The sequence below is a fragment of the Oscillospiraceae bacterium CM genome, from assembly GCA_022870705.1.
In the GTDB taxonomy this organism is placed as follows: domain Bacteria; phylum Bacillota; class Clostridia; order Oscillospirales; family Oscillospiraceae; genus Sporobacter.
The window spans coordinates 849,404-873,441 of record CP072107.1 but is presented as its reverse complement, the minus strand read 5'-3'; the positions used below and the strand labels follow the sequence as shown (position 1 = coordinate 873,441).

Genomic DNA, 24,038 nt, shown 5'->3' with positions numbered 1-24,038 from the left:
CAGTTTTTTATTATGAAAACGGGTAAATGCAAACGGGCTGATGCCCTTTACGCGCTGACGATGGCCTCCAGCCTGTCCACCTGATCGCTCGTTCCGATGACGATAATACTGTCACCGGCACCGAGAACCTCATTCGCTCTGGGATTAATTTTAACATTGCTCTCGTCCTTCTTTTTGAGCGCCAGGACAATGAGCCCCGTCTGCTCCGGTATCTTTGCCTCGCTCAGGTTTTTTCCGGCGATGGACGACTGCGGCGTAATGATAACCTCTTCAATATCAAGCATCACATCCCCTGTGCGGGTCATCACATCGAGAAAGGACGTGACGGATGGGCGGATCATTGCCGCAGCGATTCTTTGACCGCCGATTTCATTTGGGGAAATTGTTTTGTTGGCGCCGGCTTTAATGAGTTTGTTGTGGGCCGTACGCTCGACGGCTCTGGCGACGATATATATCTGCTCGTTGAGTCCTCTGGCTGTCAGCACGGTAAAAACATTGTCGGTGTCTGACGACAGCGTGCAAACCATGCCCTTCGCTTGCATAATACCGGCTTTATGAAGCGTTTCCTCGTGTGTGGCGTCGCCTAAAATTGTCAGAACACTCTCCTCAACGAGTTCATCGTGGCGATCGGCATCCTTTTCGATCACAATGAAATCCACGCCGCTGTCTTTAAAATACTCGATCACCGTATGCCCGACGTCTCCGGCACCGCAAACAATGTAATGACTATTAAGCGCGCTGATTTTTGCAGACATACGCCTTCTCCTCCATGCATTCTTGATATTGCCTTCAAAAATAAAGGTAACGAGGCTTGTAAAGCTATAGCCGACAATGGAAAGCCCTGCAAAAATTATAACGATGGAAAACAGCTTGGCGGCGTCCGTCATCTTGGCGACCTCGCTGAAGCCGACCGTTGAAATCGTAATGACCGTCATATACAACGCGTCGATAAATCCGACGTGCAGAAAGAACATATAACCCGTTACACCGACAACAAACAGCGCCAGCAATAAGCTCAGAACAAGCGCCAATTTTCGCCCATTATGCACAGATATCATCCTCATCGTTTATTTATCGACAGTATACCAGAGTGCACACGCAGCCGTCCAGCACCGTGCAGACATGATCGGCACAGCGTATCCATCCGGTAAAGGAGGCGGAGGCGCCGTGCGCCTCCGCTTTGGTTATTTCTTTTTGTTCTTCTCGTAAATAATAAAAAGGCCTCGCAAAAGAAGGTTTTCATCATGGATGATTTCATGACGGCAGTATGGGATAATCCGCGCGGACAGGCCGCCGGTGGCAACGACGGTGGCCTTCATGGAGAGTTCCGCCTCCATCCGGTCAATCATGCCGTCAATCATTGACGCCGTACCGAAAATGGCGCCGCTTTTCATGCAGTCAATCGTGTTGCCGCTGACAGCCTTTGACGGCGGTTCAATCGGCACCTTCGGCAGCTGCGACGTCCCGCTTGACAGGGCGTTCATCGACAGGGCAACGCCCGGGTAAATCGCGCCACCGATATAACTGCCGTTCTTGTCAATAACGGAGATCGTCGTCGCCGTCCCCATATCAAAAACAATGACCGGCAGGCGATATGTGGCAATAGCGGCAACACCGTCTGCCACGAGGTCACTGCCAAGCTGCGCGGGATTGTCGATCAGAATATTCATCCCCGTCTTCACCCCGGCACCGACGACGAGCGCGTCAAGACCGGTGAGACTTTTGACGGCTGTCTTCAGCACCGGCAGGAGCGGCGGCACAACAGACGAGATGATCGCCCCGTCGAACCCGTCGCAGCGGATACCTTCAAATTCGAGAATGTTTTTAATGCCAACGGCATACTCACACTCGGTTCTTGAAATATCGGTCAGCATGCGGAAGACGTGTGAAATCTCGCCGCCGTCAATACAGCCGATGACAATATTGGAATTACCGACATCGATGGCAAGCAGCATGGGCTTCTCCCTTTCTATGCGATTTTAAAATACCGGAGCGCTTTGCAGACGCCGATGACAAGTATGCACGAAACAGCCGCCTCGGCAAGACCGTTTGTTAGGGCAACAGTCCCGACAAGAGGCAGCACGGCGCCGAGTGCCAGCTGATACTTATCCGCAATAATCTCTTTTGCCAGCAAATACAACGCGCCGAGATAAAAGACGGTATTCGTCAGCGATCCTAGAACACCGGATATACCAAAGGAAACGACATCTTTTTTCTGTTTCAGCAAATGATTGCTCAGTTTGTAAACATAACCCGCAAACAGCCCAGTCAAAACGCGCGGGACAAATGCGATGACAAAATAAGCCAGAGGCTCTTGGGCGACGGTGCCTAGCGCCACGATATCCGTCGTCTGACCCGTTACGGCGAGATAAAAGCATAAGAGCCCCCAAATCCCGCCTAAAACGGAACCTGCGACAGGCCCAAGCAGAACGGCACCGATGATAACAGGAACCTGATAAACTGTCGCAACGATCGGGCCGACGGGGATATTGCCGAAATTAAATACTGTCATGATGATGACGATGGCGATTAAAACCGCCATCCTGGCCAGAAGCAAAACACGCGAACTAATGTTTGCACTTTGCATAAAATCCTCCCTGCTGCCGCTTTTCGTTCGAAAATGCAGCGCATTAATAACCGACTTCTCGGTGTGAACATAAAATCCGTGCCGACATTTTACCGAATCGGCCTGATTTTTTCAAGTCGCGCAGTTAAAAAAACTGCGCCGTTTGGCCGTGTATTCCCGATATTGTGACCGCAAGGCCCGGAAAGGCTGCCGTGAGTGTTTCCGCCAAAACGGGCGTCACCACGTTTTCCGTGCAGAAATGGTCACCGTCGATGAGATTGATGCCGCATTCCTTGGCCTCAAGGAAGACATCGTATTTGACATCCGCCGTCAGGAGCGTATCGCACCCGGCGGCAATGGCCTGCCCGAGACTGCTGCCGCCAGAGCCGCCGACAACGGCGACTTTATGAACAGTGCGCCCGGCATCGTGATAGCGCAGCCCATTTGTCTTCAGGGCATTTTTGACCGATGCGAGAAAATCGGGCAGCGCGGCGGGTTTCGAAAGATGCCCGCAACGGCCGTAGGAAAACGGCTGCTCGGCCTCCCACCCGTCAACGCCGAGCAGGCCGACATCACAAAGGCCGACCGTGGCAGCAAGCGCGTCGTTGACGCCGCCTGCGGCGGCGTCCAGATTTGTGTGCAGACAGATTGCCGATATACCGCCGGATAAAAGAGCGGTGACTTTACGCCCGATCTTGTCGGTATCCGTCACGCTTTTGAGCGAAAAGAAAAGCGGGTGGTGCGAGACGATGAGCTCGGCTCCGTGCGATGACGCCTCTTGGATAACTGCGTCTGTAATATCGAGACTGACGAGAATCCGCGTGACAGGGCGCTCGGAAAAGCCCACAAGAAAGCCAACATTGTCAAATTCCATCTTCAGCCCAAGGGGCGCGATCCCTTCGAGCTTATTTTTTACATCGGCGACTGTTACCATGCGTCCGTCTCCTTTTTGAAGCGATTAAGTTCATCCAGCTTCTTTTCAAGGCTGGCGCGCGCGCCGCCTTGAGAGCGCGTAGCTTTTGAAAGGCCAGAAAGCGCCCTTTCCGTTTTCTCCAGCTGCCCCATGAGGTATTCCGGCAGCAGGGGGTCTTTCCGATGCAGCAGGATATTGAGCGGGTTCGTGTGCGTCGACTCCGTTTGCCCGCCTGCCAGCATCACAAGATAAATCCGGCCGCCGTCTTCAGCGAGGACGGCGTCACAGATATCGTAGCCGCTGTCATGCAGCCAGGAGATAAGCACGTCGGCCTTTGACTGCGGCTGGAGAATTAGGCGTATGGCGTCACATCGCGTCCACGGCGCTTCGGATAGGATTTTGATCATCACTTCCCCGCCGAGACCGGCAAGGACGATATGGTCAACCCCGATGCCCGATATCCCGATGAGCCCGTCCGTCTGGATAAACGAAATCCTGTCATAAACACCCGCGTCGCGGGCTGTCCGGCGCGCCCGGTCAAGGGGGCCTTTTTTGATATCGGCGGCAATCAGGCGCGCTGCCGGGTCGACAGCGGCTAGATGCGCCGGGAGATAACCGTGATCGGTGCCGACATCGGCAACGACGGCGCCCGGCTTTATAAACGCACAGACGGATTGGAGTCTGTTTGAAAGCGTATCTTTTTTCATTTGGCACCTGTACTGAAAAAGCGGGGGCAAGCCCCCGCCTTTCACCGCCTGTTAATTATTCGTTGACTAATTCGTTGAGCTTCACGATAAACTCATCGATATCAACGCCGTGAACCTCGCACGCTTCGCCAAGCGTCTCGCCGCTTGCCATGGCGCAGCCGAGGCAGTGCATGCCGATTGACATGAACAAGGGTGCCGACTCCGGCGCAATCGTGAGAATATCCGCAATGACCGTATCTTTTGTAATCTGCGACATCAAATATGCCTCCAATATTTCTAAATATAAAAGACCTTGCTGTCTATATTATATCCTAATAATTTCACAATTTCAACAGCTTGCTTTAAAAAGTATCCTTTTTCTGTCTATTTTCAGCGATGATGAATATGCGGCAGTAAATGACCATAAAAGCACACAAGAGCCAAGGCCCTGTTTTTACAGCGCTTTGACTCTTATTTTGCTGATCGTCAGCCGCGGAGCGGCCGTTCGTTCAAATTATCCGGCGATTAAGCCTCTCTCATCTTTGCAAAGCAGTCGCTGCAGTAGACCGGACGGTCAGACTTGGGCTCGAAGGGAACCTTCGCCTCATTGCCGCAGGAAGCGCAGGTGGCCTTGAAATACTCTCTGGGGCCACGGGCAGCATTCTTGCGCATGTCACGGCAGTTCTTGCAGCGCTGCGGCTCGTTCTGGAAACCGCGCTCGGCATAAAACTCCTGCTCACCGGCGGTGAAAATGAATTCGCTGCCGCATTCCTTGCATACTAATGTCTTGTCTTCGTACATGATGAAACCTCTCTTTTGACAAAAAATACTTTACCCTTTCGGGTTTTTTTATTTGCGCTCAGCTTTCACTGATTATCGCCGTAATTTAACAGGTGTGCAAGCTTTTTCCTGATCCTCTGCACAGCATTGTCCACCGATTTTTGGGGTTTATTCACTTTCAGAGCCATCTCCTCGTAGGAGAAACCTTCCAAATACAGCCCCAAGACGTTTGATTCAAATCGGGACAGAGAGCCAAACAAACAGTCTGTAATTTCATGAACACGCTCTCTCGCTATAACAAACTCTTCAGGATCGCGCAAAGAAAACAACCCTTGGGTATTATTCTCGTCAAGCTCGGGAGATTCCAACGATACATAGTCATTCAGCGGTGTATGCTTAAACCGGGAAGCCGTTTTAATGGCGCTGATTAAACGCCTTCTGATACAAAATTCTGCGTAAGTTTTAAACTGAACCTCTTTGGCGGGATCAAAATGCCTGACTGCCGACAAGAGACCGAGCATGCCTTCTTGAATCAAATCCTCGCTGTCGCCGCCTGCCAAAAAATAGGGACGCGCACATGCTTTCACAAGCCGGCTATATTCAGCGATGAGTTCCTCTTCGGCTGATGCGTCTCCGGTGGAAGCCAGGTTCGTAAGTTCCGCATCGCGGTTACTGTAAAATTTACTCATAAATATACCGAATTAGAAAAACTGACACATGCTGTTCAAATTATAGAGTCCGGCGGTCATTATGTCAAGCATTTTCGTTAAAATTTTATATAAATTCTTAAAACCCCTGACAATTTATAGCGATTTTATCAAATTTATGAGACTATTCGCGGTGTTTAAAGCCGTTTCCTGCGTTTTAGCCTCTACCATGACGCGGATGAGCGCCTCCGTCCCAGACGGGCGGACAAGGATACGGCCTGACGCCCCAAGCTTTTTTTCTTCGGCTGAGACAGCTTCCTGAAGGGCGCTGCTATCCATGATCGCCTCTTTGGCGCTGTTGCCGCCGCTAATCGGCTGGTTGAGCAGCACCTGCGGGTACTGCGGTACATCGCGTGTTAAAACAGAGACAGGCTTTTGTGACGCCGAGACAACGCTCATGAATTTGACGGCGGCCAACTGCCCGTCACCCGTCGTCATATCATCGAGAAAAATGATATGGCCGGATTGTTCACCGCCGAGGTTTCCGCCGCGCGCCTGCATCATTTCCAGAACGTTTCGGTCGCCGACTGCGGCGCAGAGGAGCTCAATGCCGTTTTGAGCGGCAAATTCATGAAAGCCGAGGTTTGACATCACGGTAGCAATGACGGCATTATTTTTAAGCGTCCCCTTTTCCTTCATAAACCGGCCCATCACAGCCATCATCTTATCGCCGTCGACGGCGTCGCCGTTTTCGTCGACAACAAGGCAGCGGTCGGCGTCCCCGTCAAAGGCAAAGCCGAGATCAAAACCACCCGTGCGCACAAAGTCCTGTAGGCGGCCGATATGCGTTGAACCGCAGCCGTCGTTGATATTCGTGCCGTTGGGATGGTCGGATAGGATTTCAAAGGTAATATCGAATTTGGAGAACAGGCGCGCCGCCGTCGACGAGGCGGCGCCGTTGGCACAATCAACCGCGACACGCAGGCCGCTGATCGGCGCCGGTGCCGCGTGCGCGAGATAATCGATATAAAGGTCACTGCCCCGCCCATCATCTTTTAAAACGCGGCCGAGCCCGTTGTGCGTTTTGCGACTGGTAGGGTATTCACCGTCAATCATGCGCTCAATGCGCTCTTCCATAGCGTCTGAGAGCTTAAACCCGCTTTGATCAAATATTTTGATGCCGTTATGCTCATACGGATTGTGTGACGCGGAGATGACAATGCCCAGCTGGGCGCCAAGGCGCACCGTTAAAAAGGCGACGGCGGGCGTTGGCAGAACGCCGAGAGGCATGACGTCCGCCCCCGCGGAGCATATTCCGGCAATGAGCGCCGCCTCCAGCATATCGGACGATAGGCGCGTATCCTTCCCGATCAGGATGAGCGGCTTGCGCCCGTCGTCCGCCGCTAAAACAGTCGCGGCGGCACAACCGACACGGTAGGCCGTTTCCGCGTCCAGCGTCTCATTGACGATGCCGCGGATGCCGTCCGTCCCGAAATATTTTCCCATGTAATCATTCCTTTAAAATAGTAGCGAACTTACAGAGCCTTCCCTTTGGGGAAGGTGGCACGACTGAAAGCCGTGACGGACGAGGGTTCTTTGTAACGCGGAAAGATTACCTCATCAGTCTCGCTTCGCTCGCCAGCTTCCCCAAGGGGAAGCCATAAATTAATTCTTCGCAGGGCGGGACCGACTTGGCCCGCCAGCATTTCATATCAAAAACTCAATTGATCATTTCCGGCAAACACAAGCCCCAAATGCTCGTAGGCCAGGCGCGTAACGCACCGCCCGCGCGGCGTTCGCGTTAAAAAGCCCTGCTGCATAAGGAAAGGCTCATAGACGTCTTCCAGTGTCACCGACTCCTCGTTAATGGTGGCGGCAATTGTCTCAAGCCCGACAGGGCCGCCGCCGTAATTTCTGATAATGCTCTCCAGAAGCCGCCTGTCAATGGCGTCCAGGCCTGTGCGGTCAATTTCCAGCTGTGAGAGCGCCATATCTGCCGTCTCGTAGGTGATGACGCCGCTGCCCATGACTTCGGCAAAATCGCGCACGCGGCGCAAGAGCCTGTTGGCAATACGCGGCGTGCCGCGGCTGCGGGAAGCAATTTCACGCGCGCCATCCGGTTCTGTCGGAATCCCAAGCAGCTTTGCGGAGCGTTCGACAATCCCGCGGAGCTCCTCCGGCGTATACAGCTCCAGCTTGAGGTCGATGCCGAAGCGATCCCGCAGCGGTGAAGAGAGCTGGCCCGACCGCGTCGTCGCACCGACGAGCGTAAAGCTCTTGAGCTCCAGACAGATAGAGGTCGCGGCAGGTCCCTGGCCGATGATAATATCGATCTGCTTATCCTCCATCGCAGGGTACAGGATTTCCTCGATGGCGCGGTTCATCCGGTGAATCTCGTCAATAAACAGTATATCGTTCTCATTCAAATTGGTGAGGAGCGCCGCCAAATCCTTCGGTTTTTCAATCGCCGGGCCGGATGTTTTTCGCAGTGTCACGCCCATTTCATTGGCGATGATGGCGGCTAGCGTCGTCTTCCCGAGACCCGGGGGGCCGTGCAGCAAGACGTGGTCCAGTGGCTCATTGCGGCGGCGCGCACCTTCGATGAAGATGGCGAGGTTTGCCTTCGCCTTCTCCTGACCGACGTACTCCGTCAGCGACTGCGGGCGCAGGCTGCCCTCGCCGTCATCCTCCCGGAGAAAAGACGTGGTGAGCAGCACCTCGTCGTCGGCTCCTTCTTTTTTTCTGTTATCGGTAAAATCAATACTCATATGTCATCTTCCGCATCATGATTTGAGGCTGTTTTTAAGAACGTGGCGGACAATTTCCTCAACGGTGAGTGCTGAAGTATCGATGCTGCGGAGCGATGCCGTAATTTCGCTCTGGCTGTAGCCGAGCACGGCCAGAGCGGACGCCGCGTCTGACAGCTTGGCACCGCTTGTCCCGGCGACAGCCGTTTCCGGCGCAGTGACGCCGCCCGTTTTCAAACCGGCACTCTCCTTGGCAATCTTATCTTTGAGTTCCAGGATCACGCGCTGGGCGATTTTTTTGCCAACGCCTGGGGCGCGCGTCAGCGCCCGCTCGTCGTCGTTGATAATTGACAGCGCCAGCATCTCCGGCGTCCCGGACGACAGGATGGCAAGCGCCGCCTTCGGCCCGACGCCGGAGACGGATAAAAGCTGTTCGAAAAAGCGCTTTTCACCGAGATCGTAAAACCCGTAAATATCAAAGGCGTCTTCTTTAATATGGCAGTATGTATAAAGGCGCGCTTTTTTGCCTGTTTCCAAGTGTGAAAGCGTATTCATCGACGTGTGGCATGCGTAGCCGGCCCCGGCAATGTCAACGACGGCGAGATTCTGGTCGAGCAGCGTAACTGGGCCTTCTAAATAGTAGAACATACCTGGCCTCCGTTTAGATTGAGCAGTGACTGCGCCACGCGCGCGTGGCAAATGGCGATGGCCAGCGCGTCGGCCGCATCGTCCGGCCGTGGCGCCGATTCCATTGACAAAAGCCGCCGCACCATTTCCATGACCTGCTTTTTTCCGGCGCGGCCGTAACCGGCGACCGTTTGCTTGACTTGCAGCGGGGTGTATTCATACATTGGAATTTGATGCTCTTCGCCCGCCAGAACGAGAACGCCGCGCCCGTGCGCAACCGAAATTCCTGTTTTCAGGTTTGTGTTGAAAAACAGCTCCTCAACGGCGATTGCGTCCGGCTTGAACGTATCGATCAGCTGGCAGATGTCCAGATATATATGATGCAGGCGCAGCGCCAGGCGCATGCCCGCGGGCGTTGTAATCACGCCGCAGCGGATGAGTGACTGGCGGCTGCCAGTCGTTTCGATGACGCCGAAGCCAACGGTGGCGATGCCGGGGTCAACACCAAGAATAATCATGTCAACACATGCCTTTAAAGCGCCAGACCCGCATATTCTGTCATAACAGGCGCTGATGATTTAGTCAATTCAGGAGTGTCACTGCCACTATGTCTCATTATTCTACCACACGTGCCAGCCTGTGGCAACCTTCTGTCAAGTCGGCCTATTTCACACTCTCAATGCCCCTGCATACACTATATTGAAGTCAAACACACCCATCATTTTCATCAAGGAGGAAAACAAATGCCAGAACGGGTTTTACCGGGCCCCGTGCAGGAAAACTCCTGCATCAGAGAGGCCGTTTGCGTTCATACACGGAAGATCTACGATTCTTGTAAGGATAAAGACTGCGTCGAAGACCTCCGCCTTTATCCGACACGGGAGTCTCAATGTTACATAGAAAACGCCGTCAGCGTCCGCGCCAAGTCGGCAAAGCTTCTTTATATTTCAATCGATGTTGAAGAGGTCAGCTTTAACAAAGGCTACTATACCGTCGACCTCCGCTATTTTTACAAGGTCAAAGGCGAGGCTTTTTCACTCGTCAACAGACCGGCCGAGATTTCCGGCCTTTGCATTTTCGACAAGCGCGTGATCCTGTTCGGCAGCGAGGGCAGCGCCAAGGTCTTCACGTCAAAGACGTCTCTCCACGGTCTTGATTCTAAAACGATCGAGACGACAAACCTGCCAATCGCCGTTGCCGAAGCTGTCGACCCCATTGTCCTCGGCATGAAGCTCGTCGATGTCTGCGACCATCACAAGGGTGATACCGGTGTTTACGAAATTCCCGGCTTCATCGCTGAGAGTTTTCCCGGCGAGCTGCTGTTTGAAAACACAGACCGCCGCGTCCTGGTGACGCTTGGCCAGTTCTCCATCGTGCGCCTCGAGCGCGACACGCAGCTGCTCATCCCATCTTACGACTACTGCATGCCCGACAAGGAGTGCATTGGCTCCGGCGAAGACGACCCCTGCACGCTCTTCTCGCGCATCCACTTCCCTGTTGACGAATTCTTCCCGCCCGACACGCTCGATTGCCCCGAGGGCTACCGCGAGGCCCGGGCCGACAACCTCAAATCCTGAGGCCCTTTACATAACGAAGCAGCGCCCGCCAGATGGCGGGCGCTGCTTTAAAAATCTGCTTATTCCGTGACGTACGGCAAAAGCGCGATCTGACGGGCGCGCTTGATGGCGACCATCAGCTGGCGCTGGTGCTGCGCGCAGACGCCTGTTGTTCTGCGGGGCAGAATTTTGCTGCGGTCGGACAGGAAGCGGCGCAATTTCGCCGTATCCTTATAGTCAATAGACTGGCATTTGTCCACGCAGAATTGACAAACCTTCCTGCGCTTGCGGCCGTGGCCTCTGCCGTCTCGTTCGTTACTCGCCAAGATGTGTTCCTCCTAACTTTTCAAATGAAAGCAAAGCAAAAATACTAAAACGGGAGATCACCGTCGTCATCCGTCAGCTCGGCAAAATCCGAGCCGGTGACGGGCGTTTGATACCCACCCGAAAAATCGCTTTTTTGCTCAGGCACGTTAAACCCGCTGTTTTCCCTACTTTTTTTGCTGTCGGTAAAATAGATATTGTCAGCAATAACCTCCGCCGAGCGGCGCTTATTGCCATCCTTATCCGTCCAGTCTCGAATCTGAAGCCGCCCGGTTACAGCAGCCATCTGACCCTTTACAAAATACTTGGAGACAAACTCCGCCGTATTCCGCCAAGCGACAATGTCGATAAAATCCGTCTGCCGCTCTCCGCCGTCTTTTGAGGCAAAGCCTCTGTCGACAGCCAGCGAGAACGACGATACTGCTGTGCCCGTCTGTGTGTGCCGGAGCTCAGGATCTCTTGTCAGCCTACCCATGAGAACGACTTGGTTCATGACTATCCTCCTATTCGCCGATAACGGTAATGAGTGAACGCATGATGCCGTCTGTGATCTTTAAGACGCGGTCAAGCTCCGCAGGAAATTCGGGGCCTGATTGAAATTTTGCCAACACATAAAAGCCATCCGGTTTGTCGTTGATCGGATACGCGAGCCTGCGCTTGCCAATTTCTTCGAGCTCATTAAGCGTACCGTTGGCCTCGATAAGCGTCTTGAATTTTTCCGCGATCGCGGAAATTTCCTCTTCACCCTTATCTAGGTCAATGATGTACATAAGCTCATAATTTGCCGTTGTTTTTGCCATCATTTGCACCTCCTTCTGGACATATGGCCCCCGGTCGCGCCGGGAGCAAGGATTTTAGCCCACAAAAAGCAGGCTTAATAATTATACATGAAATGCGGGCTTTGTCAATCTTTGTTTGATTTCGCCAAGATGGCTTCTATCAAAAACCACCCATCTTTCACTATAATATAACATAATTTCTAATAATTACAATCGAAATTTGAGATTTTGACAAAAAAATCTCGTGCCCGCCGAACGAGCACGAGATCAAAAACCTGATTTTTTATTCCTGAATGCCCGGGAGCTTGGGGATGGCGTCAAAGCCGCGCTTTAAGTCCTCGTCTGTTGGGATATAATCCGTCATCGTACCGTCGTTATACGACATATAGGCGGTCATATCGAAATAGCCGGTGCCAGAGAGGCCGAAGAGAATCGTTTTGGCTTCGCCTGTCTCCTTGCATTTGAGGGCTTCGTCAATCGCCACGCGGATGGCGTGGGCCGATTCCGGGGCGGGCAGAAGGCCTTCTGCCTTGGCAAACAGCTTCGCCGCTTCAAAAACGCTTGTCTGCTCGACAGCGCGCGCCTCGTCGATGAAGCCGTCATGATACAGCTGAGAGATGATGGGGCTCATGCCGTGGTAGCGCAGGCCCCCGGCGTGGTTGGACGGCGGGATGAAGGACGCGCCGAGCGTGTACATCTTGGCTAAGGGCGTCACCATACCCGTATCGCAGAAGTCATAGGCAAATTTGCCGCGTGTCAGGGACGGGCAGGAGGCCGGTTCGACAGCGATGAAACGGGGGCTTGTTTTGCCTGCGAGCTTATCGGCCATGAAGGCAGACATCAGGCCGCCAAGGTTGGACCCGCCGCCTGCGCAGCCAATGACAACGTCGGGATATTCGTCAATTTTCTCCATGGCCGTCTTCGCCTCCAGGCCGATGACGGATTGGTGCAGCAGCACCTGATTGAGAACGCTGCCCAACACGTAACGATACCCCTCTGTCGTCACGGCGACCTCCACGGCCTCGCTGATAGCTGTGCCGAGGCTGCCCGTTGAGTCGGGATTGTCGGCAAGCATTTTACGGCCAATATTCGTCGTATCGGATGGTGACGGGATGATGGAAGCGCCGTACGTCTCCATAACAGCCTTGCGGTAAGGCTTTTGCTGCGAGGAGATTTTAACCATGTAAACCTTACAGTCCAGCCCGAAGTAGCTGCACGCCATCGACAGCGCCGTACCCCATTGGCCGGCACCCGTTTCGGTTGTCACGCCCTTGAGGCCCTGCTGTTTGGCGTAAAACGCCTGCGCGAGAGCAGAATTGAGCTTATGGCTGCCGGACGTGTTGCCGCCCTCATATTTGTAATAGATTTTTGCCGGTGTGCCGAGCGCCTTTTCCAAAAAATACGCCCGAAAGAGCGGCGAGGGGCGGAACATTTTATAATACTCGCGAACCTCCTCCGGAATTTCGATAAAGCGGTCTTTATCATTGAGCTCCTGCGAAACAAGCTCGTCACAGAAAACGGGCGTCAGGTCGGCCGACGTGACAGGCTGGAGCGTGCCGGGATGGAGAATCGGGCGGTGGTCCGTCTTCATATCGGCGCGGACATTGTACCACGCCTTCGGAATTTCCTCTTCGCTTAAAACAATTCGATAGGGAATTTTGGACATGTTTATCTCCTTTCAAGATACAAAAGAGTCATTTAAGGCATTGGCGCAAACGCAGAGCTTCTTTTTAATCCACATCCTGATAAACCGTCTCCGGCGGAACGTCCAGCTGCTGCGGATGGCGGATAAAGCTTTTGAAATACTTAAAGACCTGCGCGAAATAAAACCCATCGCTGATGCGCTCGTCTAAAACAAGCGTGTAGTCGATATACTTCTTTTCGACGACCTTCCCGTCGGCCTCCATTTCAAACGCGCGGCGTTTGGCCCCAAAGGCCAGGAAAAGCGGGAGGTTGCCGAAATTATACAGGTGGTGATAGACGGGCGGTATCCCGATCGAGCCGAGATCCGTCACGATGAGCGAGCCGTGGAAAGGGCTTGCATCCACCAGCATCTGCGGCAGAATGCCGTAATAATCGAATATATTCAGAATAAAAACAAGGAATTTCAAGATAAGACGCGGAATTTTCATCATTGCCGCCGCGACGCCGTCCGTGTTCGTCTCCTCCACGCCTTCCTTGATTTTGTCGATCTCGGCGTTGATTTTATGATAGATGTCAGTAATCGTATCGCGCGGGTCAAGCTTCACTTTGATGGACGTTTCGCCCGCCTCGGTCGACATGGCCTTCTTAACCATCATAACGACCTCGATACAGTTGCGCGCGTAGATGCGCTGCCCGGCGACAAAACGGTTGAGCGCCGGTTTCTGACTGACAACGCGGACATAGGCGGACAGAAACACGTGCAGCATGCCCATGCCGGGATACCCCTCGGCGCGCTTTTTCCTTAAAAAGCGGTCAACCTCCGTGATCTCGATGCTGTCGGCAAAGCTGTTGTTGGCGTCGTTTTTGAGCTTCATAATAAACGGCGCGAATTTATACAACGGGTCGAGTGACCGCAGAAGCCTGCCGTCTCTCCTGTCACCAAAACGTTTTTTCGTCTTCTCCATATTCCCCACTCCTCAGGCAATGCCGCACGGCAGCCGCCGTGGCACCATCATAGCTGAAACGGACCGGGATTGCAAGACACACAGCCGATAGGCTGATGTTTTCTGTTATAAAATCGCCGGAAGCGAGTCGTCGTTAAACACCCAGTCACGTACGTGGGTGACGGAAAAAGCGTCTTTCCGCAGGCGGCAGACCACTTTGGATATCCCGGCGTTGATAATGAGCCGACGGCACATTGTGCACGGTGTCGTCCCATTAATGTATTCCCCTGTCGACGTTTCCAGACCGACGAGGTACAGCGTTGCGCCGATGATATCGCGGCGCGGCGCGGATACGATGGCGTTTGCCTCGGCGTGGACGCTGCGACAGAGCTCGTAGCGCTCACCGCTGGGGATTTTGAGGCTCTCCCGGGTGCAGTATTCCAGATCGTCGCAGTTTTTCCTGCCGCGTGGCGCGCCGTTATAACCAGTTGATACTATCTCGTCGTTCAAGACGATTATGGCGCCGTATTGACGCCGCATGCATGTCGACCGCTCCAAAACCGTCTCGGCAATATCGAGGTAATAATTTTCCTTGTCCTTGCGTTTCATGACAGTTGCCCCCCACACGACATTATTCCGCTTGATTTTCTAATATTATACAGAGTGTCGTTCCCCCGGTCAATACAAGAAGTCTCAAAAACCGGTGAATCGCGCCATTTTGCGTGGCAACAAAAGAATCCGCTCGAAACTGTAATTTCCGCTTGCAATTTCCCGGCCGGTATGCTACTATACCAAAGTGCCGTATGCGCCTGTAGCTCAGCCGGATAGAGTGCGCGGCTACGAACCGCGAGACCGGGGGTTCGAGTCCCTCCAGGCGTGCCAGCAGCAAAGCAGCCCATTTTGGGCTGCTTTTTTGTTATTTTAAAACAATTGTTGACTTTACAATAACAAAGTGATATATTTGTCATACTGGAGACAAATATATCACTTTTGGAGGCGTTTTCAATGTTTAGTAAGATAAGTTACAATCGGATTAAGCTAATAAGATTTGTCGCTTCAGTTTTTTTGATTATTACTTATGTACTGGATTTCGTTGCGAAATCATATCTTCCGAAGACATTGCTTTACGATCTTGTCATGATCGCCTTACTTTTTTATATTGTGTCAATTTTTTTGTTCATCGCTGGACAGTTAAAGAGTAAAATAGTTGTCACGGATGAGTTGAGTAAGGAAAATGAAACGAAGGCTGCACAATATACCTATCTCGTTCTGACGATAGCTGTTTTTGCCGGCATCGTGTTGACCCGTTTGACAGATAAAAATATTACGCTTAGCTCCGAAGTCCTCTTTTGCATGATTATTGCTATTTCAGCTTTCAATGACGGGTGCTACCTGTATCTCGAAGGAAGGGGAGGCAAAGGTGCCAATATTGACGACGAAGATTAAAGAGTACCGCCAAAAAGCCGGTCTAAAGCAAGAAGAGCTTGGTGAAATGGTTGGCGTCCGAAGAGAGACAATATTTCGTTTGGAGAAAGGCTTATATAATCCTTCTCTAAAGTTAGCAATGGACATTGCCAACGTATTTGGTGTGACTGTTGAAGCCCTCTTTTCATTTAAAGACGAAAATTAATCAGCGTATTACATTGATTTTATCGATTGTTGATTTATGTTATATTCTGTATTAATATGGTTAAGAGCGATGACATTATCTAACCTAGAGGAGATTGGCTAATGCTACTGATCGAAATTTGTGTTGCAATCGTCGCTATTTTACTCCAGATTTTTCTGTCAAAACGGCAGAGCAAATGGCCGGGGGTTGTTTTGCCTTCGATCAGCTTTGTCATTGCATACCTTCTCGCCAAACAGATTGCGAACAATCTCGATGTTTTAAATGAGCGCGTCATGATGTTGATGGCATTTTATTTGCTGCTGATGAACATCCCGACTGTCGTTTTAGCAGTCATCTATGTGGCGGTCAGGCTGCGGATGAAACGGGCGGCGGAGCTTGACGCGGCGGATATGCCGGATAGAGCGCCTATGTGACTAACTCACAGGACGAGACAACGAAATGATGCCCCCGGCGTAGACTGTATCAGGGTGAATTTGACACTACATATCGGAGGTAAGAGAGATGTTTTTCGAAAAGAACAGTATATGGATCTGGGTGGCGGTCATCGTTTTTGTCCTCCTGTTTTTAAATAAGGACGACAAAGATAATGTTCCCTGCTAAAACAGCAGACGCACAAAAATCGACAAAAAAACAGCAACCGGACTGCCCAGGCAGTCCGGTTTAACATCTTATGAGTAAAACTTCTTATTCTTGTTTTTTCTGGCCGCTTCCGATTTTTTGCGGCGCTTGACGCTGGGACTCTGATAGTACTCTTTTTTTCTGAGATCTGAGAGCACTCCGGATTTAGCACAGTTGCGCTTAAATCTTTTTAGGGCACTATCCAGGGATTCATTATCCTTGACATGGACTTCCGACATTAAACTTCCCTCCCTCCAAATACGCGCTTTTCAGCACGTTTTAAGGGCCATTTGTATGGCTTCAACATTTTTATTATAGTTTGAAAGGCCGATATTGTCAATATGATTTTATCGGCCATGGATGGCACGGGACTATTTTACAATGAGGTTAATGAGCTTGTTTTTGACAATAATCGTCCGGATGATTTCCTTGCCCTCCAGGAGTTTTGCGATCTTTTCATCCGCTTTGGCCGCTGCCAAAACCGTGCCGTCGTCGGCATCCTGCGGGACTTTGACAGTCGATTTGAGCTTGCCGCCGACCTGAACGGCGATCTCCCGCTCGCTCTCGACGGTCTTGCTCTCGTCGTAATCAGGCCAGGGCGCCTTCGCAGCAAAGCCGCCAAAACCCTGAATCTCCCACAGCTCCTCGGCGATATGCGGAGCAAACGGCGCAACAAGCGCTAACAGCGCCTTGATATCGCCGCGGGACGGCGCTTTTTCATAAAAATCGTTCACAAGCGCCATCAGCGTTGCGATGGCGGTGTTAAACTTCATGTTCTCGATATCGTCGCCGACTTTTTTAATGGCGCGGTGAACAACCCGCTCGTTGGCCTCTGAATAGCTTGTGTCACCGCCGAGCTTTTTTTCCGAGAGGTTCCAGACGCGGTCCAAAAAGCGCTTGCAGCCCTTGACGGCGTTTGACGACCAGGGCGCCGCCTTCTCAAAATCACCGATGAACATGATGTACAGGCGCAGCGTGTCAGCGCCGAATTCGCGGACGATGTCGTTGGGATTAATGACGTTGCCGCGGGACTTGGACATTTTCTGCCCGTCCTCCCCGAGGATCATACCGTGGCTCGTCCGCTTGGCATACGGCTCGGGCGTCGGCACGATGCCAATGTCAAAGAGGAATTTGTGCCAGAAGCGCGAGTAGAGCAGGTGGAGCGTTGTGTGCTCCATACCGCCGTTATACCAGTCGACCGGCGTCCAGTAGTCAAGCGCTTCTTTTGACGCAAGCGATGCGTTATTGTGCGGGTCGGCGTACCGCAGGAAGTACCAACTGGAGCCCGCCCATTGGGGCATCGTGTCTGTCTCGCGGTGGGCGACCCCGCCGCATTTGGGGCACATTGTCTCAATCCAGCTCGTCATCGCGGCGAGGGGGCTCTCGCCCGTGTCGGTCGTTTCGTAATTCTCAACGTCCGGCAATAAGAGCGGCAGCTCGGCTTCCGGCAGCGCAACGTAGCCGCATTTCTCGCAATGGACGATTGGGATCGGCTCACCCCAGTAGCGCTGGCGTGAAAAGACCCAGTCGCGCAGCTTGTAATTGACCTTTTTTTCACCGAGGCCCTTGTCCGCCAGCCACGCCGTGATTTTAATCTTGGCCTCCTCGACCGGCAGGCCGTTTAAGAAACCGGAATTGACCATGATGCCCGTTTCGCAGTCGGTAAACGCCTCTTTTTCAATATCGCCGCCCGCGACAACCTCAATAATCGGCAGGGAGAACTTTTTGGCAAACTCCCAGTCGCGTGTGTCGTGGCCGGGAACGGCCATAATGGCGCCGGTGCCGTAAGTCGCCAGGACGTAATCGGAAATGAAAATTGGAATTTCCCCGCCGGTGACGGGGTTTATGGCGCGGACGCCCTTCAGCTCGACGCCCGTCTTCTCCTTGGCCATCTCCGTGCGTTCAAAGTCGGACTTTTTCGACGCGGCATCCTGATAGGCTGCGACGTCACCGCTGTTTGAGAGCGTTGGCAGCCATTTTTTGACGAGCGCATGCTCCGGTGAGACGACCATGTAGGTTGCCCCAAAAAGCGTATCGGGCCGCGTTGTATATACACGCAGCGCATCGCCGGCCGTCGTCTGGAAATCGACCTCCGCACCCGTTGAACGGCCGATCCAGTTCTTCTGCTGGATCTTTACGCGCTCGATATAGTCGAGATCGTCCAAATCGTCAATAAGCCTTTGAGCATACTGCGTGATTTTCAGCATCCACTGGCTCTTCTCGCGCCGGATGACATCGGCCCCGCAGCGCTCACAGACGCCATTGACAACCTCTTCGTTCGCGAGGACACACTTGCATGACGTGCACCAGTTGACCGGCATGGAGGCCTTATAAGCAAGGCCGTTTTCAAAAAGCTTTAAAAAGATCCACTGCGTCCACTTATAATAAAGCGGGTCTGTCGTATCGACAACACGGTCCCAATCAAAGCCGTAACCGAGCATTTTAAGCTGCTCGGTAAAGCGGGCAATATTCTTTTTTGTGACAAGCGCGGGGTGGATTTTGTTTTTAATGGCGTAGTTTTCCGTCGGGAGGCCGAACGCGTCAAACCCGATTGGGAACAAGACGTTATAACCCTGCATGCGCCGCTTGCGCGTGACGATATCCATCGCCGTATATGGGCGCGGGTGGCCGACGTGCAGCCCCTCTCCGGAAGGATAGGGGAATTCGACAAGCCCGTAAAACTTCGGCTCATCCCCCTTGTCCGCCGCCGCGTAAATCTTTTTTTCTTCCCATATATCCTGCCACTTCTTTTCAAGCCGGGCAAAATCGTATTTCATCAAACCAGTCCTTTTTCTGTCTCATCCGGTGTGGTCCACGCTGAGATGTCAATCTCTCGAGCGTCGCGCCACAATCGCTCCAGGGAATAAAATTCCCGGATATCTTTTAAAAAGATATGCACAACGACGGCTCCAAAGTCGACGAGCACCCACCCACCGCCACGATAGCCCTCCGTCCGAAGCGGGTGGTCGCCCTTCTCGGACAGGGCCTTATCAACCTCGTCGGCCAGCGTTTTGATCTGTGTTGTGGAGCTCGCCGTGCAGAGGATAAAATAATCTGCCAACACGGTAACGTCCCGTGTCTCAAGCACCTTGATGTCCTTGGCCTTTTTACTGTCCAGCACACGGACGGCAAGCTCTGCAAGCTCCAAAGATGTCAGCATGAATGCGACCAATCCTTTCATTTGTGAAATGTCATTTCCCCGTGAGCGGGCTATGGCCGCCAACCGGTTGCCCTGATTATGTTGTGGGGGATGTCCCGGCCGGGCTCGTGCTCGTCTTCGGACTTGTGCTGGGGCTTGTACTCGTCTTCGGACTTGTGCTCGTTTTCGGGCTGGTACTTGGACTCGTGCTCGTCTTCGGACTTGTACTCGTCTTTGGGCTGGTGCTCGGGCTCGTGCTCGGCGATGTCGTCGTGCTCGTTTTGGCGCTGCCGCCCCAGCTTGCGTTCCCGGCGTACACGCCGCTCGTGGAATAGAGCGCGCCCGACGCGTTGCGCGTTAGAATGTTCAGTTCACTTTCCTTGATATCTTCAGTAAACGGGTTGAGTTTTTCGTTAATAAGCTGGAGCCATTCGTCAACGTAAATTGTGACGTATGACGAATTGTTGATCGAGTCGTAATCATTGGCGGGCAGCGTTGAAAACTCAACATTTTTGATATCCGTCTTGTAAAATTCCTTGGCAAACCACAGAAGATTGCCGGATTTCAAATCCGTCTGCACGTATTTGAGGAAAATGTTGATGAGCTCCGTCAGGTTGAGCTGATTTTGCTTCTGGATTACCTGCTCGGCAGCCGCCATCAAAAAGTCATGCTGCGTCGAGATACGGCCGATGTCGGCATTCGGATAGACACTGCGGCAGCGGACGAGCTGCTCGGCCGTATCACCGTCTAAATGCTGCATGCCGGCTTTTAAGTTAATATGCAGGTTCTGCTCGGGGTCGTTATATTTCATATCCTTCGGCACGTCGAAATCGATGCCGCCGACGGCGTCGACTAGCTCGCGGAATGCCTCCGTATCAATCAGCATATAAAAATCTACCTGGAAGCCTAAAAGATCCGTCAAGCCGTTGATAACACCGTCAACCCCGCCGTGCGGGTACAGTGAATTTGCCTTTTTGACAGACCACGAGACATTGACGAGCGTATCACGCGGGATGCTGACAACATTGAGCTTATGCGTGTCGGCATCAAAATTGGCGACCATAATCGTGTCGGTATTGCCGCCGCTGACGCCGAGGATGGCAAATGTATACTGATTGGCCTTTCTGCCGCTGGAGACGTTGGGCGCCGAGCCGTCCGTCGTCGCGCTGTTTGGCTTTTTAACCAAACTGACTACTGGCGCTTTCACGTTGAGGCGAATATAGCCGTAAACGACAGAGGTAAGTGTGATGAGAATCAACAAAACAGCGATCAGGATGCGCGCGGCTCTTCGCCGCTTCTTTTTCTTCCTGAGGGCTTTTTGGGCCCCGGGCTCCGGGGGCGCTTCATATCTTTGCCCGCTGACGCGCGGCGTCTGCGCCGACGTTTTCTTCAAGTAGCGGCCGTTTCTTTTATTGCCGGATAATTTCATGAGCTAGTCCCTTTCATTGTGCAGAACGAACGCCCGAAAGCTGTCTACAGCCTCCTGCGTCCGCTGGTGCGGGATGATCCCGCGGCGGCGCATATCGTCGATGCTCATCTCAAGACCCTTCAGCACGGCTTTGTCAAGGTCGTCATAGGCAAGCGCCCGCAAGTCGTCCACCCCGTCAAAGTCCCGCGTCGGCTCGATATAGTCGGCGATGTAAATGATTTTTTCCAAAAGACTCATGTCAGCCCTGCCGGTCGTGTGCCAGAAAATGGCGTCTTTGACGTTCTCGGGGGCTCCGAAATCGGAATAAGCAATTGCTGCGCCCGTTTTTGCATGCAACAGCTTGACCTCCGCCCGCTCGACAGTGTCGATCATAATATCATATTTTTCACACAAGTGCAACTGAGCCTGCAGGTCGAGATACTTCGTAATATCGTGCAGAATCGCCGCTTCGCGCGCGTCATTTTCGTTTTCGCCCCAACGGCGGGCCAGCTTGACGGCCTCGAATTCGCAGCCCACTGTGTGCGGAATGCGTTTGGGCTTCATCATCGAAAAGGCGCGCTCCCGCAGCCAGTTAAAATCGGCCCGTGCGCCGTAGAGCTTATTTTTAATAATATACGCATACGTTTTGTCTTCAAGCCATGTCACGCCACCGCGGTTTTTAAGCGCCTGCCTCAGGGTTGTAGAGGAGATATCGAGTGCCTTGTTTTGAACAATCTGCGTGTCGACTTGATATTTTTGAGCAAGCCGACCGGCGCATGCGTCAATTTTTTCCGTATCACCGGCGCACCGGGAGAATACGGCCGGTGTGACGGCCCGAAGCAGCTTCTCCGGATCCTTCCAGCCCTCCAGTGTTAGAAACATGTCGGTACCCATTAAGAGAAAAAGCGCATCGCCGGGATAGTGCGCTTTAAGCTTTGTAACCGTCTCGGCAGTATAGCTGACGCCGTCTTGCCGGAGCTCAATATCGGAGACCTCGGCGCTATCAAGCCCGCCAAACGACAAACGCGCCATCTCAAGCCGCATCGCCGCCGTCGGCGTCCCATGCGGCAGGTCTTTGTGCGGCGGCGTTCCCGCGGGGATGATGAGAAGCCTGTCGAGCGCCAGCTGCATAGCGGCGTCAGACGCCGCTTTGATATGACCCAGATGGGGCGGATTAAAGGTGCCTCCGAAAATCCCCAGTCTCAATAATATCCCTCACTTTATCAGTCTGATTCTCTTTTCTTTCGGTATGTCGTGGTTTTCTTTATAGAGCACGAAGCGCGAGCCGATGACCGAAACGGGCTCGGCGCGGCAGCGCTCGGCGAGCGCGTCACACGCTTCTCGGGCCGTCATACCCGAATTTTCGAGAACGCGGCCTTTGATCAGCTCGCGGGCGCAGAGCGCGTCCGACGCCTGCTTGATGACGTTATCTGTTATCCCGCCTTTTCCGACCTGCAAAATCGTCTCAATCGGATTGGCAAGACCTCTTAAATAGGCTCTCTGCCTGCTGTTTATCATATCTTCTCCCCTGTTTTCGTCAAATAATTGCGGAGCCTGTCGCTAAAAAGCCGCATGGCCTGTCCACGGTGGGATATGCTGTTTTTCTCGTCCGGCGTTAATTCCGCCATACTGCGGCCGAGTCCCCGCACCAAAAAGACAGGGTCATAGCCGAAGCCGCCCCCACCGCGCGGCGCCGTTAAAATCTCACCCTCGCAGACGCCCTCGGCGGCAATGGTGTTACCGTTTGGGAAGGCACAGACAATTGATGAGACGAATTTTGCGCCGCGATGTTCCACGCCGTTCATGTTTTTAAGCAGAAGTTTATTGCGCTCATCATCGTTTTTTGCCCCGCCGTACCGCTTTGAGTAGACGCCGGGCGCGCCGTTCAGCGCCTCGACAACAAGGCCGGAATCATCGGCAATGGCGGGCTGGTTCGTTGCTTTCATCGCAGCGTTTGCTTTTAAAAACGCGTTTTCATAAAACGTCTGCCCCGTTTCCTCAACGTCTTGAAAAATACCGGCCTGCGCGAGGGAGATAACGGAAATGCCACAGCTTGACAAGATAGCCGTCATCTCGCTGAGCTTGCCCTGATTGTTGCTGGCGAGCACAAACGTCATTTCAGCAGCGCCTCCACAAAGTCCCGCGCATTGAAGGAGAGGAGGTCCTCTGCCTTTTCACCCACGCCGACGAGCTTGACGGGCACCTGCAGCTGGTCGGCTATGGCGAAGGCGATACCGCCCTTGGCCGTCCCGTCGAGCTTCGTTAAAACAAGGCCTGTAATACCGGCAGCCTCTTTGAACTGGCGCGCCTGAATGAGCCCGTTCTGCCCTGTCGTCGCATCGATAACAAGCAGCGTCTCCCTGTCGGCACCGGGCAGTTCACGGTCAATGACACGGCTGATTTTATTCAGCTCGTTCATAAGGTTTGACTTGTTATGCAGCCTACCGGCCGTATCGCAGATGATGACGTCCGCCCCGCGCGCCTTGGCGGCGGCAATACCGTCAAAGATAACGGCGGCGGGGTCTGAGCCCTCCTCATGGCGGACAATATCGGCTCCGGCCCGCTCGGCCCAGACGGTCAGCTGTTCGGCCGCCGCCGCGCGGAACGTATCGCCGGCGCATAGAAGCACCTTTTTGCCCTCGTTTTTTAATTTCAGGGCGAGCTTGCCGATCGTCGTCGTTTTGCCGACGCCGTTGACGCCGATGACGAGGATAACGGCCGGTTTCGTCGCCAGAGCAAAATCGCTGCTGCCGATATCAATAATCTGTGTCAGAATCTCCGCCAGCGCATTCTGGATATCCTCGGCTTTCAGATAGCCCTCGCGCTTTGTCACGGTACGCAGCGCTTCAACGGCGCGGTCCACCGTTTCAACGCCGAGGTCGGCAAGGATGAGCGTCTCCTCCAATTCGTCAAAAAAAGCGTCGTTGGCACCGGTAAAGGTCGCAAACATCCCATTTAACTGGGCGGAAATGTTCTTTTTTGTCTTCGTTAAGCCTTCCCTGATTTTTTCAAAAAAACCCAAAGGTCAAT

30 protein-coding genes and 1 tRNA gene are annotated in these 24,038 nt (G+C 53.1%); 5 read left to right on the top strand and 26 right to left on the bottom strand.

Annotation, left to right across the window (positions count from 1 at the left end):
• Positions 1 to 47: 47 nt before the first annotated feature.
• The 12 genes from IZU99_04415 to ruvC all read right to left on the bottom strand — a co-directional run bounded on the left by IZU99_04415 (position 48) and on the right by ruvC (position 9,484).
• Positions 48 to 1,049 carry a potassium channel protein gene (locus IZU99_04415; GenBank protein UOO38501.1) on the bottom strand — a complete coding sequence of 334 codons (1,002 nt, stop codon included), beginning with the start codon at positions 1,047 to 1,049 and terminating at the stop codon, positions 48 to 50.
• Between the two features lie 135 nt (positions 1,050 to 1,184).
• The gene (locus tag IZU99_04410) at positions 1,185 to 1,955 is read right to left on the bottom strand and encodes a type III pantothenate kinase (GenBank protein UOO38500.1); all 771 of its coding nucleotides are present in this window, start codon (positions 1,953 to 1,955) and stop codon (positions 1,185 to 1,187) included.
• A gap of 14 nt (positions 1,956 to 1,969) precedes the next feature.
• The gene (locus IZU99_04405; GenBank protein UOO38499.1) at positions 1,970 to 2,587 is read right to left on the bottom strand and encodes an ECF transporter S component; all 618 of its coding nucleotides are present in this window, start codon (positions 2,585 to 2,587) and stop codon (positions 1,970 to 1,972) included.
• Positions 2,588 to 2,711: 124 nt separating this feature from the next.
• Complete coding sequence (locus IZU99_04400; protein ID UOO38498.1) at positions 2,712 to 3,500, bottom strand: Nif3-like dinuclear metal center hexameric protein; 789 nt, start codon at positions 3,498 to 3,500, stop codon at positions 2,712 to 2,714.
• Positions 3,494 to 4,186 carry an SAM-dependent methyltransferase gene (locus IZU99_04395; GenBank protein ID UOO38497.1) on the bottom strand — a complete coding sequence of 231 codons (693 nt, stop codon included), beginning with the start codon at positions 4,184 to 4,186 and terminating at the stop codon, positions 3,494 to 3,496. Before IZU99_04395 ends, IZU99_04400 begins: the two co-directional genes overlap by 7 nt.
• Positions 4,187 to 4,241: 55 nt before the next feature.
• On the bottom strand, positions 4,242 to 4,442 hold the full coding sequence (locus IZU99_04390; protein ID UOO38496.1) for a DUF1858 domain-containing protein: 201 nt from the start codon (positions 4,440 to 4,442) through the stop codon (positions 4,242 to 4,244).
• Positions 4,443 to 4,690: 248 nt separating this feature from the next.
• Entirely contained in the window at positions 4,691 to 4,966 is a 276-nt protein-coding gene (locus tag IZU99_04385) for a zinc-ribbon domain containing protein (GenBank protein ID UOO38495.1), read from the bottom strand.
• 65 nt (positions 4,967 to 5,031) lie between these two features.
• Positions 5,032 to 5,634 carry a sigma-70 family RNA polymerase sigma factor gene (locus IZU99_04380; GenBank protein ID UOO38494.1) on the bottom strand — a complete coding sequence of 201 codons (603 nt, stop codon included), beginning with the start codon at positions 5,632 to 5,634 and terminating at the stop codon, positions 5,032 to 5,034.
• Positions 5,635 to 5,748: 114 nt separating this feature from the next.
• Positions 5,749 to 7,098: a phosphoglucosamine mutase gene (locus tag IZU99_04375; GenBank protein ID UOO38493.1), complete on the bottom strand. Its 1,350-nt coding sequence runs from the start codon at positions 7,096 to 7,098 to the stop codon at positions 5,749 to 5,751.
• A gap of 206 nt (positions 7,099 to 7,304) precedes the next feature.
• Positions 7,305 to 8,360 (bottom strand): Holliday junction branch migration DNA helicase RuvB, encoded by a 1,056-nt coding sequence (ruvB, locus tag IZU99_04370; GenBank protein UOO38492.1) that lies wholly within the window; start codon positions 8,358 to 8,360, stop codon positions 7,305 to 7,307.
• A gap of 15 nt (positions 8,361 to 8,375) precedes the next feature.
• Positions 8,376 to 8,987 (bottom strand): Holliday junction branch migration protein RuvA, encoded by a 612-nt coding sequence (gene ruvA / locus IZU99_04365; protein ID UOO38491.1) that lies wholly within the window; start codon positions 8,985 to 8,987, stop codon positions 8,376 to 8,378.
• Positions 8,972 to 9,484 (bottom strand): crossover junction endodeoxyribonuclease RuvC, encoded by a 513-nt coding sequence (gene ruvC, locus IZU99_04360; protein ID UOO38490.1) that lies wholly within the window; start codon positions 9,482 to 9,484, stop codon positions 8,972 to 8,974. The genes ruvA and ruvC overlap by 16 nt, the downstream gene beginning before the upstream one ends.
• Positions 9,485 to 9,709: 225 nt before the next feature.
• On the opposite strand from ruvC, the gene IZU99_04355 reads away from it, so the two are divergent.
• The gene (locus IZU99_04355) at positions 9,710 to 10,543 is read left to right on the top strand and encodes a hypothetical protein (GenBank protein UOO38489.1); all 834 of its coding nucleotides are present in this window, start codon (positions 9,710 to 9,712) and stop codon (positions 10,541 to 10,543) included.
• Positions 10,544 to 10,602: 59 nt separating this feature from the next.
• On the opposite strand, the gene IZU99_04350 is transcribed toward IZU99_04355, so the two are convergent.
• The 6 genes from IZU99_04350 to IZU99_04325 all read right to left on the bottom strand — a co-directional run bounded on the left by IZU99_04350 (position 10,603) and on the right by IZU99_04325 (position 14,822).
• Complete coding sequence (locus IZU99_04350) at positions 10,603 to 10,848, bottom strand: 30S ribosomal protein S18 (GenBank protein ID UOO38488.1); 246 nt, start codon at positions 10,846 to 10,848, stop codon at positions 10,603 to 10,605.
• A gap of 44 nt (positions 10,849 to 10,892) precedes the next feature.
• Positions 10,893 to 11,339 carry a single-stranded DNA-binding protein gene (locus IZU99_04345; protein UOO38487.1) on the bottom strand — a complete coding sequence of 149 codons (447 nt, stop codon included), beginning with the start codon at positions 11,337 to 11,339 and terminating at the stop codon, positions 10,893 to 10,895.
• 10 nt (positions 11,340 to 11,349) lie between these two features.
• Complete coding sequence (gene rpsF, locus IZU99_04340; GenBank protein ID UOO38741.1) at positions 11,350 to 11,646, bottom strand: 30S ribosomal protein S6; 297 nt, start codon at positions 11,644 to 11,646, stop codon at positions 11,350 to 11,352.
• Positions 11,647 to 11,908: 262 nt separating this feature from the next.
• Positions 11,909 to 13,291, bottom strand: a complete 1,383-nt coding sequence (locus IZU99_04335; GenBank protein UOO38486.1) for a TrpB-like pyridoxal phosphate-dependent enzyme — start codon at positions 13,289 to 13,291, stop codon at positions 11,909 to 11,911.
• Between the two features lie 64 nt (positions 13,292 to 13,355).
• Positions 13,356 to 14,234 carry a hypothetical protein gene (locus IZU99_04330; GenBank protein ID UOO38485.1) on the bottom strand — a complete coding sequence of 293 codons (879 nt, stop codon included), beginning with the start codon at positions 14,232 to 14,234 and terminating at the stop codon, positions 13,356 to 13,358.
• A gap of 105 nt (positions 14,235 to 14,339) precedes the next feature.
• The gene (locus IZU99_04325) at positions 14,340 to 14,822 is read right to left on the bottom strand and encodes a cytidine deaminase (GenBank protein UOO38484.1); all 483 of its coding nucleotides are present in this window, start codon (positions 14,820 to 14,822) and stop codon (positions 14,340 to 14,342) included.
• Positions 14,823 to 15,018: 196 nt separating this feature from the next.
• On the opposite strand from IZU99_04325, the gene IZU99_04320 reads away from it, so the two are divergent.
• From IZU99_04320 to IZU99_04305, 4 genes are all read left to right on the top strand, one after another.
• Positions 15,019 to 15,095, top strand: a tRNA-Arg gene (locus IZU99_04320).
• A 123-nt stretch (positions 15,096 to 15,218) separates the two neighbouring features.
• Positions 15,219 to 15,659, top strand: coding sequence for a hypothetical protein (locus IZU99_04315; GenBank protein UOO38483.1), 441 nt, complete (start codon positions 15,219 to 15,221; stop codon positions 15,657 to 15,659).
• Entirely contained in the window at positions 15,634 to 15,843 is a 210-nt protein-coding gene (locus tag IZU99_04310) for a helix-turn-helix transcriptional regulator (GenBank protein UOO38482.1), read from the top strand. Before IZU99_04315 ends, IZU99_04310 begins: the two co-directional genes overlap by 26 nt.
• Positions 15,844 to 15,944: 101 nt before the next feature.
• On the top strand, positions 15,945 to 16,256 hold the full coding sequence (locus tag IZU99_04305; GenBank protein ID UOO38481.1) for a hypothetical protein: 312 nt from the start codon (positions 15,945 to 15,947) through the stop codon (positions 16,254 to 16,256).
• Positions 16,257 to 16,511: 255 nt separating this feature from the next.
• Here IZU99_04305 and IZU99_04300 read toward each other — a convergent pair whose 3' ends face one another.
• The 8 genes from IZU99_04300 to ftsY all read right to left on the bottom strand — a co-directional run bounded on the left by IZU99_04300 (position 16,512) and on the right by ftsY (position 24,030).
• On the bottom strand, positions 16,512 to 16,700 hold the full coding sequence (locus IZU99_04300) for a 30S ribosomal protein S21 (GenBank protein ID UOO38480.1): 189 nt from the start codon (positions 16,698 to 16,700) through the stop codon (positions 16,512 to 16,514).
• Between the two features lie 132 nt (positions 16,701 to 16,832).
• A complete protein-coding gene (locus IZU99_04295; GenBank protein ID UOO38479.1) occupies positions 16,833 to 19,238 on the bottom strand; it encodes a leucine--tRNA ligase in 2,406 nt (801 codons plus the stop codon).
• Positions 19,238 to 19,618, bottom strand: a complete 381-nt coding sequence (gene rsfS / locus IZU99_04290; GenBank protein UOO38740.1) for a ribosome silencing factor — start codon at positions 19,616 to 19,618, stop codon at positions 19,238 to 19,240. The genes IZU99_04295 and rsfS overlap by 1 nt, the downstream gene beginning before the upstream one ends.
• A 79-nt stretch (positions 19,619 to 19,697) precedes the next feature.
• Positions 19,698 to 21,029 (bottom strand): LCP family protein, encoded by a 1,332-nt coding sequence (locus IZU99_04285; GenBank protein UOO38478.1) that lies wholly within the window; start codon positions 21,027 to 21,029, stop codon positions 19,698 to 19,700.
• A 3-nt stretch (positions 21,030 to 21,032) separates the two neighbouring features.
• Positions 21,033 to 22,214: a nicotinate (nicotinamide) nucleotide adenylyltransferase gene (gene nadD, locus IZU99_04280; protein ID UOO38477.1), complete on the bottom strand. Its 1,182-nt coding sequence runs from the start codon at positions 22,212 to 22,214 to the stop codon at positions 21,033 to 21,035.
• A gap of 9 nt (positions 22,215 to 22,223) precedes the next feature.
• Positions 22,224 to 22,526, bottom strand: coding sequence for a YhbY family RNA-binding protein (locus IZU99_04275; GenBank protein UOO38476.1), 303 nt, complete (start codon positions 22,524 to 22,526; stop codon positions 22,224 to 22,226).
• A complete protein-coding gene (locus tag IZU99_04270) occupies positions 22,523 to 23,125 on the bottom strand; it encodes an XTP/dITP diphosphatase (protein ID UOO38475.1) in 603 nt (200 codons plus the stop codon). Before IZU99_04270 ends, IZU99_04275 begins: the two co-directional genes overlap by 4 nt.
• On the bottom strand, positions 23,122 to 24,030 hold the full coding sequence (gene ftsY / locus IZU99_04265) for a signal recognition particle-docking protein FtsY (protein UOO38474.1): 909 nt from the start codon (positions 24,028 to 24,030) through the stop codon (positions 23,122 to 23,124). Before ftsY ends, IZU99_04270 begins: the two co-directional genes overlap by 4 nt.
• Positions 24,031 to 24,038: the final 8 nt, after the last annotated feature.